This window comes from Pseudomonas canadensis (assembly GCF_030980095.1).
Taxonomy (GTDB): domain Bacteria; phylum Pseudomonadota; class Gammaproteobacteria; order Pseudomonadales; family Pseudomonadaceae; genus Aquipseudomonas; species Aquipseudomonas canadensis.
The window spans coordinates 829739-844937 of record NZ_CP133298.1; the positions used below are offsets into that span (position 1 = coordinate 829739).

Genomic DNA, 15199 nt, shown 5'->3' on the forward strand with positions numbered 1-15199 from the left:
GGTTGCAGGGGGCGAGAGAGCGCCCATAATGTCGCGCATTATACGAGGCTGCGACGCCTGCGAACGGGATATTTAGGAGTCTTTTATGGCCGTCCCCCTTACCACCCTCGTCGAGGAAGCGGACCGCTACCTTGGCAGCGCTAAAATTGCCGACTATTGCCCCAATGGCCTGCAGGTCGAGGGCCGCCCTCAAGTGATGCGCATCGTCAGCGGCGTGACCGCAAGCCAGGCCTTGCTGGATGCTGCCGTCGAAGCCCAGGCCGATTTGATCCTGGTGCACCACGGCTATTTCTGGAAAGGCGAAAACCCCTGCATCACAGGGATGAAGCAGCGTCGCCTCAAGACGCTGCTCAAGCACGACATCAGCCTGTTGGCCTACCATCTGCCGTTGGACTTGCATCCCGACGTCGGTAATAACGTGCAACTTGCCCGTCAGTTGGATATCACGGTCGAAGGCCCGCTGGACCCGAGCAACCCCAAGATCGTCGGACTGGTTGGCTCCCTCGCCGAGCCCCTGTCGCCCCGTGATTTCGCCCGCCGTGTGCAGGAGGTCATGGGCCGTGAACCGCTGCTGATCGAAGGCAGCGAAATGATCCGCCGTGTCGGCTGGTGCACCGGCGGTGGTCAGGGCTATATCGACGACGCGATTGCGGCTGGTGTCGACCTGTACCTGAGCGGTGAAGCCTCCGAGCAAACTTTTCACAGCGCCCGCGAAAACGACATCAGCTTCATCGCCGCCGGCCACCACGCCACCGAGCGCTACGGCGTACAGGCCCTGGGCGATTACCTGGCGCGGCGCTTTGCCCTGGAGCATCTGTTCATCGATTGCCCCAACCCGATTTGAGGGCCAAACCTGGAGGTATATTCATATACCGTTTCGATCTAGATGGCTCCCTGAATAGAAGCAGGTGCTGTGCTAGCATGCCCCGCTCGAACACGGCCCGCTGGCCGTCCATAAGATCGTTTTTCCGTGAGTAACCATGGTCGACAAACTGACGCATCTGAAACAGCTGGAGGCGGAAAGCATCCACATCATCCGCGAGGTCGCCGCCGAGTTCGACAACCCGGTGATGCTCTACTCGATCGGTAAAGACTCCGCCGTGATGCTGCACCTGGCACGCAAGGCCTTCTTCCCGGGCAAACTGCCGTTCCCGGTGATGCACGTCGACACCCGCTGGAAATTCCAGGAGATGTACAAGTTCCGCGACAAGATGGTCGAGGAGCTGGGCCTGGACTTGATCACCCACGTGAACCCGGACGGCGTGGCGCAGGGCATCAACCCCTTCACCCACGGCAGCGCCAAGCACACCGACATCATGAAGACCGAAGGCCTCAAACAGGCCCTGGACAAGCATGGTTTCGACGCGGCCTTTGGCGGCGCCCGTCGCGATGAAGAGAAATCCCGCGCCAAAGAGCGCGTGTACTCATTCCGCGACAGCAAACACCGCTGGGACCCGAAAAACCAGCGCCCCGAGCTGTGGAACGTCTACAACGGCAACGTCAACAAGGGTGAGTCCATCCGCGTGTTCCCGCTGTCCAACTGGACCGAGCTGGACATCTGGCAGTACATCTACCTCGAAGGCATCCCGATCGTGCCGCTGTACTTCGCCGCCGAGCGTGAAGTGATCGAGAAGAACGGCACGTTGATCATGATCGACGACGACCGCATCCTCGAGCACCTGTCCGACGAAGACAAAGCCCGAATCGTCAAAAAGAAAGTACGTTTCCGTACCCTTGGCTGCTACCCGTTGACGGGCGCGGTGGAGTCCGAAGCCGAGACGCTGACGGACATCATTCAGGAAATGCTCCTGACGCGAACTTCCGAGCGCCAGGGCCGTGTCATCGACCACGATGGTGCAGGCTCGATGGAAGATAAAAAACGTCAAGGCTATTTCTAAGGGGCTGTCATGTCGCATCAATCTGATTTGATCAGCGAGGACATCCTCGCCTACCTGGGCCAGCACGAGCGCAAGGAAATGTTGCGCTTCCTGACCTGCGGCAACGTCGACGACGGCAAGAGCACCCTGATCGGGCGCCTGCTGCACGACTCCAAGATGATCTACGAAGATCACCTGGAAGCCATCACCCGCGATTCGAAGAAGTCCGGCACCACCGGCGATGATATCGACCTGGCACTGCTGGTCGACGGCCTGCAGGCCGAGCGTGAGCAAGGCATCACCATCGACGTTGCCTACCGCTACTTCTCCACCGCCAAACGCAAATTCATCATCGCCGACACCCCCGGCCATGAGCAGTACACCCGCAACATGGCCACCGGTGCCTCCACCTGTGACCTGGCGATCATCCTGATTGACGCGCGTTATGGCGTGCAGACCCAGACCCGTCGCCACAGCTTTATCGCCTCGTTGCTGGGCATCAAGCATATCGTGGTGGCCGTCAACAAGATGGACATCAATGGCTTCGACCAGAGCGTATTCGAGCAGATCAAGGCCGATTACCTGAAGTTCGCCGACGGTATCGCTTTCAAGCCGAGCACGCTGGCGTTCGTGCCGATGTCGGCGCTCAAGGGCGACAACGTGGTCAACAAGAGTGAGCGTTCGCCTTGGTACACCGGGCAGTCGCTGATGGAGATCCTCGAAACCGTCGAGATCGCCAACGACCGCAACTACACCGACCTGCGTTTCCCGGTGCAGTACGTCAACCGTCCGAACCTGAACTTCCGTGGTTTTGCCGGCACCTTGGCCAGCGGCATCGTGCACAAGGGCGACGAAGTCGTGGTGCTGCCGTCGGGCAAGAGCAGCCGCGTCAAATCCATCGTCACCTTTGAAGGTGAGCTGGAACACGCTGGCCCAGGCCAGGCCGTGACCCTGACCATGGAAGACGAGATCGACATCTCCCGTGGCGACCTGCTGGTACACGCCGACAACGTGCCGCAAGTGACCGATGCCTTCGACGCCATGCTGGTGTGGATGGCGGAAGAGCCGATGCTGCCGGGCAAAAAATACGACATCAAGCGCGCCACCAGCTACGTGCCGGGTTCCATCACCAGCATCGTGCACCGCGTGGATGTGAACACCCTGGCCGAAGGCCCGGCGAGTTCGCTGCAGTTGAACGAGATCGGCCGGGTCAAGGTCAGTCTCGACGCCGCCATCGCCCTGGACGGTTACGACAGCAACCGCACCACTGGCGCGTTCATTGTCATCGACCGTTTGACCAACGGCACCGTGGCGGCGGGCATGATCATCGCGCCGCCGGTCACCCACGGCAGCTCGGCGCATCATGGCAAGCTGGCTCACGTCGCCACCGAAGAGCGCGCACTGCGCTTTGGTCAGCAACCGGCTACCGTGCTATTCAGCGGCCTGTCGGGCGCTGGTAAGAGCACCTTGGCCTACGCGGTTGAGCGCAAGCTCTTCGACATGGGCCGTGCAGTGTTCGTGCTGGATGGCCAGAACCTGCGTCACGACCTGAACAAGGGCTTGCCGCAGGACCGGGCCGGTCGTACCGAGAACTGGCGTCGTGCCGCCCATGTGGCGCGTCAGTTCAACGAAGCGGGCCTGCTGACCCTGGCCGCGTTCGTGGCCCCGGATGCCGAAGGCCGTGAACAGGCCAAAGCACTGATCGGCGCCGACCGCCTGCTGACGGTGTACGTGCAGGCGTCTCCGCTGGTGTGCGCCGAGCGTGATCCGCAGGGGCTGTACGCTGCTGGTGGGGATAACATCCCTGGCGAGTCCTTCCCGTATGACGTGCCGTTGAATGCCGATCTGGTCATCGACACCCAGGCCTTGTCGTTGGAAGAAAGCGTCAAGCAAGTGCTGGAGCTGTTGCGTCAGCGCGGCGCGATCTAACCCTCGCGGCCACAAAAAGCCCGCCACCGAGTGATCGGTGGCGGGCTTTTGCATTGTGGGTGTTGCGTCGGACGCTATCGCCGGCAAGCCGGCTCCTACACTGGAATGCGATAAATTGTAGGAGCCGGCTTGCCGGCGATGAGGCCCTCAAGGCTTGCGCGGATATTCCTGATGCAGCGTGTCCAGCAGCGCATCTTTCTCTTCCCACAACCGGTTGATCCAGCCCTGGAACGCCGTCCGATACTCCCCATCCTGCTCATAATTCTTGCCAATGAACGCGGCCGGGATCTGCACTTCTTCGAACTGCACCACCACGTCCTTCACATTCCCACACAGCAAATCCCAATACCCAGGACGCCCGGCCGGGTAGTGAATGGTCACGTTTACCAGTGACTTCAACTGCTCGCCCATGGCATCCAGCACAAACGCAATGCCGCCAGCCTTGGGCTTGAGCAGGTAGCGAAATGGCGACTTCTGCTGCGCATGCTTGCCTGGGGTAAAGCGTGTGCCCTCGGCAAAGTTGAAAATGCCCACCGGGTTGTCGCGAAACTTCGCACAGGTCTTGCGGGTGGTTTCCAGGTCCTTGCCCTTCTTTTCCGGGTGTTTTTCCAGGTAGGCCTTGGTGTAGCGCTTCATGAACGGAAAGCCGAGCGCCCACCACGCCAGGCCAATCACCGGCACCCAGATCAGCTCCTGCTTGAGGAAGAATTTCAGCGGGCGAATCCGGCGGTTCAGCACGTATTGCAACACCATGATGTCGACCCAGCTCTGGTGGTTGCTGGTCACCAGGTACGAGTGCTGGTAATCAAGGCCTTCAAGTCCGGTCAGGTGCCAGCGGGTGCGGCCTACCAGGTTCATCCAGCCCTTGTTGTTGGTCACCCACGCCTCATGGGTATGGTTCATCAGCCATTCGCTGAAACGCTTGGCAAATGGCAGCGCCTTGAACAGCGCCACGATAAACAGGAACGAACACAGCAAGATCGTGTTCAGCGCCAGCAACAGCGAAGCGATCACCCCGCGCATGGCGGCAGGTAGAAAATCCAGCATTTAGATATCCATAGGTCGGTTGGCGGCTTGGATCGCGGTGAGCGCGATGGTGTACACGATGTCGTCTACCTGGGCGCCGCGCGGCAGGTCGTTGACCGGTTTGCGCAGGCCTTGCAGCATCGGCCCCAGGCTCACGCAATCAGCGCTGCGCTGCACGGCCTTGTGGGTGGTGTTGCCGGTGTTGAGGTCGGGAAACACAAATACCGTGGCCTTGCCGGCGACCTGGCTGTGGGGCGCCAACTGCCGGGCCACGTTTTCGTTGGCAGCGGCGTCGTATTGCAATGGGCCGTCGATCAGTAGCGAACTTTGCTGCTCGTGGGCAAGCAGGGTGGCTTCGCGGACTTTTTCCACTTCTTCGCCACTGGCCGAATCGCCACTGGAATAGCTGATCATCGCCACGCGCGGGGTGATGCCGAACGCTGCGGCCGAGTCGGCGCTTTGCAGCGCAATCTCCGCCAACTCCGCCGCGCTCGGGTGCGGGTTCATCACGCAGTCGCCGTACACCAGCACCTGCTCAGGGAACAGCATGAAGAACACCGACGACACCAGCGTGCAGCCCGGCGCCGTTTTAATCAGCTGCAGGGCAGGGCGGATGGTGTTGGCGGTGGAGTGAATCACCCCGGATACCAGGCCGTCCACTTCGTCCAGCGCGAGCATCATGGTGGCGATCACCACCGTGTCTTCCAGTTGCTGCTCGGCCATCGGCGCGTTGAGGCTTTTGCTCTTGCGCAGTGCCACCATTGGCTCGACATAGCGTTGGCGAATCAGGTCCGGGTCGAGGATCTCCAGGCCTTCGGGCAGTTCGATGCCCTGTGCGCGGGCGACCGCTTCCACGTCCGCCGGTTTGGCCAGCAACACGCACCGGGCAATGCCTCGCGCCTGGCAGATGGCGGCGGCTTGCACGGTCAGTGGCTCGCTACCTTCGGGCAATACGATGCGTTTGTTGGCGGCCTGGGCACGCTGGATCAACTGGTAGCGGAACACCGCCGGCGACAGGCGCATTTCCCGTGGTGTACCGCAACGTTGGTGCAGCCAGCGCGCATCCAGATGGCTGGCGACGAAATCGGTGATGATCTCCGCGCGCTCGCGGTCATCAATCGGGATTTCCTTGTTGAGGCTGTTGAGCTGGTTCGCCGTGTCGTAGGAACCGGTGCTCACCGACAACACCGGCAGCCCGGCCTGGAATGCGCCACGGCACAATTCCATGATGCGCGGGTCGGGCAGGGTGTCGCTGGTCAGCAACAGGCCGGCCAGGGGGACGCCGTTGATCGCGGCGAGGCTGACGGCGAGGATGATGTCGTCGCGGTCGCCGGGTGTCACCACCAGTACGCCGGGCTTGAGCAGCTCCACGGTGTTACGCATGGTACGGGCGCAGATGATGATTTTGGTCATGCGCCGGGTTTCGTAGTCGCCGGCGTTGAGGATCTGCGCGCCCATCAGGTCGGCCACGTCGCGGGTGCGCGGGGCGTTGAGTTCCGGTTGATAGGGGATGCAGCCGAGCAGGCGGAAATCGCCGCTGCGCAACAGGGGCGAATGCTCTTTGAGGCGCGCCGCAAAGGCTTCCATGCTTTCGTCGGTGCGCACCTTGTTGAGGATCACGCCGAGTACTTTCGGGTCTTTGGGGCCGCCGAACAGTTGGGCCTGCAATTCCACACGTCCGGAGAGTTCGGTGAGCACTTCGTTTTCCGGGGCAGAGACCAGGATCACTTCCGCATCCAGGCTCTTGGCCAGGTGCAGGTTGACCCGCGCCGCATAGCTGGCGCTGCGGGTTGGCACCATGCCTTCGACGATCAGCACGTCCTTGCCCACGGCGGCTTGCTGGTACAGCGTGATGATTTCTTCGAGCAGTTCGTCGAGCTGGCCGTCGCCGAGCATGCGTTCTACGTGGGCCAGGCCCAGGGGCTGTGGCGGCTTGAGGCCGTGGGTGCGCGCTACCAGCTCGGTGGAGCGCTCGGGGCCGGTATCGCCGGGGTGCGGCTGGGCAATCGGCTTGAAGAAGCCGACTTTCAGTCCGGCCCGCTCAAGGGTGCGCACCAGCCCAAGGCTGATGGAGGTCAGACCCACACCAAAATCGGTGGGCGCGATAAAAAAAGTCTGCATGCGAATTCTCTGAAGGTGCATGGCTTCGGTGAGGTTCTATGGTTGAACGTCTACCGGGAATCAGGCACCAAGGTTATCGTTATTCGTGTGCTTGCGCACACCAGCCGCAGGCAAAGGGCTGGCCTATTTTTTCAAGGCGTTGCGCGGGGTCGAGTACCCAGGCGCGGGATTGCCAGGGTGGCTGGTGGCGCAGGTGCTGGGTGTGGCCGCAAGAGAGCTCGGCGACCCAGTGTTGATCGTCGTCCTGGCGGAACCCGATGATGAAGGATGCCGTTGATCGGTCCCGTCTGTCCGGGTTCTGTTCGCTTTCGGGCAAATCCTTGTTTAGACTTGTCCGTTCTTCATTCTTATGCAAAAGGTCTCGCCCCATGACGATCGCCGCTAACAAGGCTGTCTCCATCGACTATACCCTGACCAACGACGCTGGTGAGGTCATCGACAGCTCCGCCGGCGGCGCGCCGCTGGTCTACCTGCAAGGCGCAGGTAACATCATCCCAGGCCTGGAGAAGGCACTGGAAGGCAAGAGCGTCGGTGATGAGCTGACCGTTGCCGTAGAACCTGAAGATGCCTACGGCGAGTACTCGGCCGAACTGGTCAGCACCCTGAGCCGCAGCATGTTCGAAGGCGTTGACGAGCTGGAAGTGGGCATGCAGTTCCACGCATCCGCGCCGGACGGCCAAATGCAGATCGTCACCATCCGTGATCTGGACGGCGACGACGTGACCGTCGACGGTAACCACCCTCTGGCTGGCCAGCGCCTGAACTTCCAAGTGAAGATCGTTGCCATCCGCGACGCCTCCCAGGAAGAAGTGGCTCATGGCCACGTCCACGGTGAAGGCGGTCATCACCATTGATCGTGGTTTGATCAATAGGTAGCAAAACGCCCCGACTGGTTCGGGGCGTTTTTTTGCCTGCATTTTTTGGTTGACCGGTTTCCAGTGGTGAGCGGGCTTTTTGTGGTGAGCGGGCTTGCCCCGCGCCGGGGCGCGAAGCGGCCCTAAAACCTGAGATTGGGTTCTGTCTGGAGGAACGCGTTGAATGTATTGGGGCTGCTGCGCAGCCCAGCGCGGGGCAAGCCCGCTCACCACAAAAAAGCCGCACATCCCGCAGGGGGGGATTTTCAGGCCCCAACAAAAATGCCCCGGACCTTTCGGTACGGGGCATTTCTTAACTGTTACGCAACCTGGGTTGCGATGCAGTTGTTACCACTTAGGCTGCAGCAGCGACGCTCAGAGCCTTGATGTGGCCATTCAGACGGCTCTTATGACGAGCGGCCTTGTTCTTGTGGATGATGCCTTTATCGGCCATGCGGTCGATAACTGGCACAGCCAGAACGTAAGCTGCTTGAGCTTTTTCAGCGTCTTTGGTGTCGATGGCTTTAACTACATTCTTGATGTAGGTACGAACCATGGAACGCAGGCTGGCGTTGTGGCTGCGACGCTTCTCAGCCTGTTTTGCACGTTTTTTGGCGGAAGGTGTGTTGGCCACCGTCGAGCTCCTCGAAAGACTTTTTAGGAAATAGCAAACAAAATAGGCCGCGAATCATGCCGATGACTTGACGTGTTGTCAAGGGCGGCTGATGCGAACTGCTGAGTGGTCGATCTGAAGAGGCGGGTGATTTATTTCCGGCGCTTGACCTGTAAACTCGCGAGCTTTGGCTCTGTGCTGTTGCAGGCGCGCAGTATCGCATAAGTAGGCGCTTTGTTCGCCTGCTCTTTATCTAAAGGCGCAAACTCTTTCAATGAATCTGCTCAAATCGTTGGCCGCCGTCAGCTCTATCACAATGATCTCCCGGGTTCTGGGGTTTGTACGCGACACGCTGCTGGCGCGCATTTTCGGCGCCAGCATGGCCACGGATGCCTTCTTTATCGCCTTTAAACTGCCCAACCTGCTGCGGCGGATCTTTGCCGAAGGTGCGTTTTCCCAGGCCTTCGTGCCGATCCTGGCCGAATACAAGACCCAGCAGGGCGAGGAAGCCACCCGCACCTTTATTGCCTATGTTTCGGGCCTGTTGACCCTGGTGTTGATGTTGGTGACCGTGCTCGGCATGCTCGCCGCCCCCTGGGTGATCTGGGCCACGGCGCCCGGTTTTGCCAATACCCCGGAAAAATTCGCGCTGACCACCGACCTGTTGCGCGTGACCTTTCCTTATATATTGCTGATCTCCCTCTCATCCCTGGCCGGGGCGATCCTCAATACCTGGAACCGTTTCTCGGTGCCGGCCTTCGTGCCGACCCTGCTGAACGTCAGCATGATTATTTTCGCGCTGTTCCTTACGCCATACTTTGATCCACCGGTGATGGCCCTGGGCTGGGCGGTACTGGCCGGCGGCCTGGCGCAATTGCTCTATCAACTACCGCACCTGAAAAAGATTGGCATGCTTGTCTTGCCGCGCCTGAACCTCAAGGACACCGGCGTATGGCGCGTGATGCGCAATATGCTGCCAGCGATCCTCGGTGTGTCGGTCAGTCAGATTTCCCTGATCATCAATACCGCGTTCGCCTCGCTGCTGGTCTCAGGCTCGGTGTCGTGGATGTACTACGCCGACCGCCTGATGGAATTGCCGTCCGGCGTGCTGGGCGTGGCGCTGGGCACGATTCTGCTGCCAACCCTGGCGCGCACTTACGCCAGCAAGGATCGCCAGGAGTATTCGCGCATCCTCGATTGGGGGTTGCGCCTGTGCTTTGTGCTGGTGCTGCCATGTGCGCTGGCGCTGGGGATCCTGGCCGAACCGTTGACGGTGTCGCTGTTTCAATACGGTCAGTTCGATGCCCATGACGCCTTGATGACCCAGCACGCGCTGGTCGCCTATTCTGTCGGGCTGCTCGGCATCATCGTGATCAAAGTGCTGGCTCCCGGCTTCTATGCCCAGCAAAACATCCGTACGCCGGTGAAAATCGCGATATTCACGCTAATCGTCACGCAACTGCTCAACCTGGTGTTTATCGGCCCGCTGGCCCACGCCGGCCTTGCCCTGGCGATCAGTGCCGGTGCTTGCATCAACGCCGGGCTGTTGTTTTACCAATTGCGTAAGCAGCAGATGTTCCAGCCGCAGCCAGGCTGGGGCCTGTTTGCCCTCAAGTTGCTGGTGGCGGTGGCCATGATGTCGGCCGTGCTGTTGGGCCTGATGCACTTCATGCCGGCGTGGGATGAAGGCCATATGCTGGAGCGCTTCATGCGTCTTGGCGTGTTGGTCGTCGCGGGTGTGGTGGTGTACTTCGGGATGTTGCTGCTGCAAGGCTTCCGCCTGAGGGATTTCAATCGCAAGTCCCTGGGTTAGAGAGTTTGCCGCGATAAAACGGTTGTTTTATCGATTCGATCCATTTGGCCTGTGCTGTTGCCTGTCGTCCGGGGCCGGGTGTGGTTATAATCGACCACTTTATGAGCAAGAAGCGCGTTATGCAGCTGGTTCGAGGTCTCCACAACCTGCGCCCCGAGCATCGGGGCTGCGTCGCCACTATTGGCAACTTTGACGGTGTTCACCGTGGCCACCAGGCTATCCTGGCTCGGCTGCGCGAACGCGCGGTCGAGTTGGGCGTGCCCAGCTGCGTGGTGATTTTCGAGCCACAGCCGCGGGAATACTTTACCCCCGAGACCGCGCCGGCCCGCCTGGCCCGCCTGCGGGACAAGCTGCAATTGCTGGCAGAAGAGGGCGTGGACCGTGTCCTCTGCCTGGCCTTCAACCAGCGTTTGCAAAGCCTGAGCGCCGCCGAGTTCGTCGACTGCATCCTGGTTGATGGCCTGGGCGTGCAGCATTTGGAGGTCGGTGACGACTTCCGCTTTGGTTGCGACCGCGTCGGGGATTTCGATTTCCTGCAGCATGCGGGCGTCAACCAGGGGTTTACCGTCGAAGCCGCACAAACCGTCGAACTGGACGGCCTGCGCGTGAGCAGTACCCAGGTGCGTAATGCCCTGGCCGCTGCCGACTTCGCCTTGGCCGAGCGTTTGCTCGGTCGCCCGTTCCGCATTGCCGGAAGGGTCCTGCACGGCCAGAAGCTGGCGCGCCAATTGGGCACGCCAACCGCCAACGTGCAACTCAAGCGCCGTCGTGTGCCGTTGACCGGGGTTTACCTCGTCAGCGTCGACATCGACGGCCAATCGTGGCCCGGAGTCGCCAATATAGGCGTCAGGCCCACGGTTGCAGGTGATGGCAAGGCCCACCTGGAAGTACATCTGCTGGATTTTGCCGGTGATCTGTATGACCGGCGTTTGACGGTGGTTTTCCACCAGAAGCTGCGTGAAGAGCAGCGTTTCGCCTCCCTTGAGGCGTTGAAAACGGCGATCAATGCGGATGTCGCCGCCGCCCGTGCACTAGCCGCACCTAGCGCCCATCGCTAACCGAAGAGCCTTAAATGACCGACTATAAAGCCACGCTAAACCTTCCGGACACCGCCTTCCCAATGAAGGCCGGCCTGCCACAGCGCGAACCGCAGATCCTGCAGCGCTGGGACAGTATTGGCCTGTACGGAAAGTTGCGCGAGATTGGCAAGGATCGTCCGAAATTCGTCCTGCACGACGGCCCTCCTTATGCCAATGGCACGATTCACATCGGTCATGCGCTGAACAAGATTCTCAAGGACATGATCCTGCGCTCGAAAACCCTATCGGGCTTCGACGCGCCGTATGTTCCGGGTTGGGACTGCCACGGCCTGCCGATCGAACACAAAGTCGAAGTGACCTACGGCAAGAACCTGGGCGCGGATAAAACCCGCGAACTGTGCCGTGCCTACGCCACGGAGCAAATCGAAGGGCAGAAGTCCGAATTCATCCGCCTGGGCGTGCTCGGCGAGTGGGACAACCCGTACAAGACCATGAACTTCAAGAACGAGGCCGGGGAAATCCGTGCCTTGGCCGAAATCGTCAAGGGCGGTTTCGTGTTCAAGGGCCTCAAGCCCGTGAACTGGTGCTTCGACTGTGGTTCGGCCCTGGCCGAAGCGGAAGTCGAGTACGAAGACAAGAAGTCCTCGACCATCGACGTGGCCTTCCCGATCGCCGACGAGGCCAAGCTGGCCGAGGCCTTTGGCCTGGCTTCGCTGGCCAAGCCAGCCGCCATCGTGATCTGGACCACCACCCCGTGGACCATCCCGGCCAACCAGGCGCTGAACGTGCACCCGGAATTCACCTACGCCCTGGTGGACGTCGGTGACCGCCTATTGGTGCTGGCCGAGGAAATGGTCGAGGCCTGCCTGGCCCGCTACGAGCTGCAAGGTTCGGTCATCGCCACCACCACCGGCTCCGCGCTGGAACTGATCAACTTCCGCCACCCGTTCTATGACCGTCTGTCGCCGGTGTACCTGGCTGACTACGTTGAACTGGGCTCGGGCACCGGTATCGTTCACTGCTCGCCTGCCTATGGCGTAGACGACTTTGTGATCTGCAAGAAGTACGGCCTGGTCAACGACGACATCATCAACCCGGTGCAAAGCAACGGTGTTTACGTGCCGTCGCTGGAGTTCTTCGGCGGCCAGTTCATCTTCAAGGCCGATCAGCCGATCATCGAAAAACTGCGCGAAGTCGGTGCGCTGATGCAAACCGCCACCATCCAGCACAGCTACATGCACTGCTGGCGCCACAAGACCCCGCTGATCTATCGCGCCACCGCGCAGTGGTTCATCGGCATGGACAAAGAGCCAGCCAGCGGCGACACGCTGCGTGTCCGCTCGCTCAAAGCCATCGAAGACACCCAGTTCGTCCCGGCCTGGGGCCAGGCGCGCCTGCACTCGATGATCGCCAACCGTCCGGACTGGTGCATCTCCCGCCAGCGTAACTGGGGCGTGCCGATCCCGTTCTTCCTGAACAAGGAAAGCGGCGAGCTGCACCCACGTACCGTCGAACTGATGGAGCAGGTGGCCCAACGCGTTGAACAGGAAGGCATCGAGGCCTGGTTCAAGCTGGACGCCGCCGAACTGCTGGGCGACGAAGCGCCGCAGTACGACAAGATCAGCGACACCCTGGACGTGTGGTTCGACTCCGGCACCACTCACTGGCACGTGCTGCGCGGCTCGCACCCGATGGGTCACGAAACCGGTCCGCGTGCCGACCTGTACCTGGAAGGCTCGGACCAACACCGTGGCTGGTTCCACTCGTCGTTGCTGACCGGTTGCGCCATCGACAACCACGCGCCGTACCGCGAACTGCTGACTCACGGTTTTACCGTCGACGAGACGGGCCGCAAAATGTCCAAGTCGCTGAAGAACGTGATCGAGCCGAAGAAGATCAACGACACCCTGGGCGCCGACATCATGCGTCTGTGGGTTGCGTCGACCGACTATTCGGGCGAAATCGCCGTGTCGGACCAGATCCTGGCCCGCAGCGCCGATGCCTACCGCCGTATCCGCAATACCGCACGTTTCCTGCTGTCGAACCTGACCGGTTTCAACCCGGCCACCGACATCCTGGCGGCTGAGGACATGCTCGCCCTCGACCGTTGGGCCGTGGACCGTACCCTGTTGCTGCAACGCGAGTTGCAGGAAAACTACGGCGAGTATCGCTTCTGGAACGTGTACTCGAAGATCCACAACTTCTGCGTGCAGGAACTGGGTGGTTTCTACCTCGACATCATCAAGGACCGCCAGTACACCACCGGCGCCAACAGCAAGGCGCGCCGCTCGGCGCAGACCGCGCTGTTCCACATCTCCGAAGCGCTGGTGCGCTGGATCGCGCCGATCCTGGCCTTCACCGCCGACGAACTGTGGGAATACCTGCCGGGCGAGCGCAACGAGTCCGTGATGCTCAACACCTGGTACGAAGGCCTGACCGAACTGCCGGCCGACTTCGAACTGGGCCGCGAGTACTGGGAAGGCGTGATGGCCGTGAAGGTTGCGGTGAACAAGGAGCTGGAAGTGCAACGTGCGGCCAAGGCCGTCGGTGGCAACCTGCAAGCCGAAGTCACCCTGTTTGCCGAGGAAGGCCTGACCGCCGACCTGGCCAAGCTGAGCAACGAACTGCGCTTCGTGCTGATCACCTCTACCGCGAGCCTGGCGCCATTCGCCCAGGCCCCGGCGGACGCGGTCGCCACCGAAGTGCCGGGCCTCAAGCTCAAAGTGGTCAAGTCGGCCTTCCCTAAATGCGCCCGTTGCTGGCACTGCCGTGAAGATGTTGGCGTGAACCCTGAGCATCCGGAAATCTGTGGTCGTTGCGTCGACAACATCTCGGGTGCTGGTGAGGTTCGCCACTATGCCTGATACCAGTCGTTTCGGACGTCTGGGCTGGCTCGTACTGAGTCTGCTGGTCCTGATCATCGACCAGGTCAGCAAGGCTCATTTCGAAGGCTCCCTGCAGATGTTCCAGCAGATCGTGGTGATCCCGGATTACTTCAGCTGGACCCTGGCCTACAACACTGGCGCCGCGTTCAGCTTTTTGGCGGATAGCGGCGGCTGGCAGCGCTGGCTGTTCGCCTTGATCGCCGTGGTCGTCAGTGCGGTGCTGGTGGTGTGGCTCAAGCGTCTTGGCCGTGATGACACCTGGCTGGCGATCGCCTTGGCGCTGGTATTGGGCGGTGCGCTGGGCAATCTTTACGACCGCATTGCCCTCGGCCATGTGATCGATTTTATCCTGGTGCATTGGCAGAACCGCTGGTACTTCCCGGCGTTCAACTTTGCCGACAGCGCCATCACCGTCGGTGCAATCATGCTGGCGTTGGACATGTTCAAAAGTAAGAAAACCGGAGAGACCGTCAATGACTGATCAGGTATTGGCTGAGCAACGCATCGGCCAGAACACGGAAGTCACCTTGCATTTCGCACTGCGCCTGGAGAATGGCGATACGGTCGACAGCACGTTCGACAAAGCCCCGGCCACCTTCAAGGTCGGCGATGGCAACCTGCTGCCGGGTTTCGAAGCGGCCCTGTTCGGCTTCAAGGCTGGCGACAAGCGCACCCTGCAGATCCTGCCGGAAAACGCCTTTGGCCAGCCCAACCCGCAAAACGTGCAGATCATCCCGCGTTCGCAGTTCCAGGACATGGACCTGTCGGAAGGCTTGTTGGTGATCTTCAACGATGCGGCGAATACCGAACTGCCTGGTGTGGTAAAAACCTTCGATGACGCGCAAGTGACCATCGACTTCAACCACCCGTTGGCCGGTAAAACCTTGACCTTTGATGTTGAAATCATCGACGTTAAAGCGATCTGACAGATGAAACCGGCGCCTGCGAGCGCTGGCCTATGTAGGAGCCGGCTTGCCGGCGATGCAGACGCCTCGGTGTATCGTCGACACCGCGGTGATGTTATCGCCGGCAAGCCGGCTT

At 60.7% G+C, this 15199-nt stretch carries 13 protein-coding genes; 9 read left to right on the top strand and 4 right to left on the bottom strand.

Annotated features, from left to right (window positions below; genetic code table 11):
- Positions 1-85: 85 nt before the first annotated feature.
- The 3 genes from RB216_RS03705 (at position 86) to cysN (ending at position 3806) form a co-directional block, all read left to right on the top strand.
- Entirely contained in the window at positions 86-844 is a 759-nt protein-coding gene (locus RB216_RS03705) for a Nif3-like dinuclear metal center hexameric protein (RefSeq protein WP_016977054.1), read from the top strand.
- Positions 845-980: 136 nt separating this feature from the next.
- A complete protein-coding gene (cysD, locus tag RB216_RS03710; protein ID WP_005784641.1) occupies positions 981-1898 on the top strand; it encodes a sulfate adenylyltransferase subunit CysD in 918 nt (305 codons plus the stop codon).
- 9 nt (positions 1899-1907) lie between these two features.
- The gene (gene cysN, locus RB216_RS03715) at positions 1908-3806 is read left to right on the top strand and encodes a sulfate adenylyltransferase subunit CysN (protein ID WP_028618773.1); all 1899 of its coding nucleotides are present in this window, start codon (positions 1908-1910) and stop codon (positions 3804-3806) included.
- A 147-nt stretch (positions 3807-3953) separates the two neighbouring features.
- On the opposite strand, the gene yihG is transcribed toward cysN, so the two are convergent.
- The 3 genes from yihG to RB216_RS03730 form a co-directional block, all read right to left on the bottom strand.
- Positions 3954-4853: a 1-acylglycerol-3-phosphate O-acyltransferase, YihG family gene (gene yihG / locus RB216_RS03720; RefSeq protein ID WP_308908332.1), complete on the bottom strand. Its 900-nt coding sequence runs from the start codon at positions 4851-4853 to the stop codon at positions 3954-3956.
- Entirely contained in the window at positions 4854-6953 is a 2100-nt protein-coding gene (gene pta / locus RB216_RS03725; RefSeq protein WP_028618775.1) for a phosphate acetyltransferase, read from the bottom strand.
- Positions 6954-7032: 79 nt separating this feature from the next.
- Positions 7033-7323: a DUF3565 domain-containing protein gene (locus RB216_RS03730; protein WP_308908872.1), complete on the bottom strand. Its 291-nt coding sequence runs from the start codon at positions 7321-7323 to the stop codon at positions 7033-7035.
- On the opposite strand from RB216_RS03730, the gene RB216_RS03735 reads away from it, so the two are divergent.
- Positions 7322-7807, top strand: coding sequence for an FKBP-type peptidyl-prolyl cis-trans isomerase (locus RB216_RS03735; RefSeq protein WP_027606858.1), 486 nt, complete (start codon positions 7322-7324; stop codon positions 7805-7807). The two genes, RB216_RS03730 and RB216_RS03735, sit on opposite strands and share 2 nt — an antisense overlap.
- 355 nt (positions 7808-8162) lie before the next feature.
- On the opposite strand, the gene rpsT is transcribed toward RB216_RS03735, so the two are convergent.
- Positions 8163-8441: a 30S ribosomal protein S20 gene (rpsT, locus tag RB216_RS03740; RefSeq protein ID WP_016976313.1), complete on the bottom strand. Its 279-nt coding sequence runs from the start codon at positions 8439-8441 to the stop codon at positions 8163-8165.
- A 253-nt stretch (positions 8442-8694) separates the two neighbouring features.
- Between rpsT and murJ the strand changes: the two genes are divergently transcribed.
- From murJ to fkpB, 5 genes are all read left to right on the top strand, one after another.
- A complete protein-coding gene (gene murJ / locus RB216_RS03745) occupies positions 8695-10233 on the top strand; it encodes a murein biosynthesis integral membrane protein MurJ (RefSeq protein WP_038844672.1) in 1539 nt (512 codons plus the stop codon).
- Positions 10234-10352: 119 nt separating this feature from the next.
- Positions 10353-11291, top strand: a complete 939-nt coding sequence (gene ribF, locus RB216_RS03750; protein WP_308908333.1) for a bifunctional riboflavin kinase/FAD synthetase — start codon at positions 10353-10355, stop codon at positions 11289-11291.
- Positions 11292-11305: 14 nt separating this feature from the next.
- Positions 11306-14137 (top strand): isoleucine--tRNA ligase, encoded by a 2832-nt coding sequence (gene ileS / locus RB216_RS03755; protein WP_122686010.1) that lies wholly within the window; start codon positions 11306-11308, stop codon positions 14135-14137.
- Positions 14130-14639, top strand: coding sequence for a signal peptidase II (lspA, locus tag RB216_RS03760; protein ID WP_308908334.1), 510 nt, complete (start codon positions 14130-14132; stop codon positions 14637-14639). The genes ileS and lspA overlap by 8 nt, the downstream gene beginning before the upstream one ends.
- Before the next feature lie 7 nt (positions 14640-14646).
- A complete protein-coding gene (gene fkpB / locus RB216_RS03765; RefSeq protein ID WP_173390393.1) occupies positions 14647-15084 on the top strand; it encodes an FKBP-type peptidyl-prolyl cis-trans isomerase in 438 nt (145 codons plus the stop codon).
- Positions 15085-15199 lie beyond the last annotated feature (115 nt).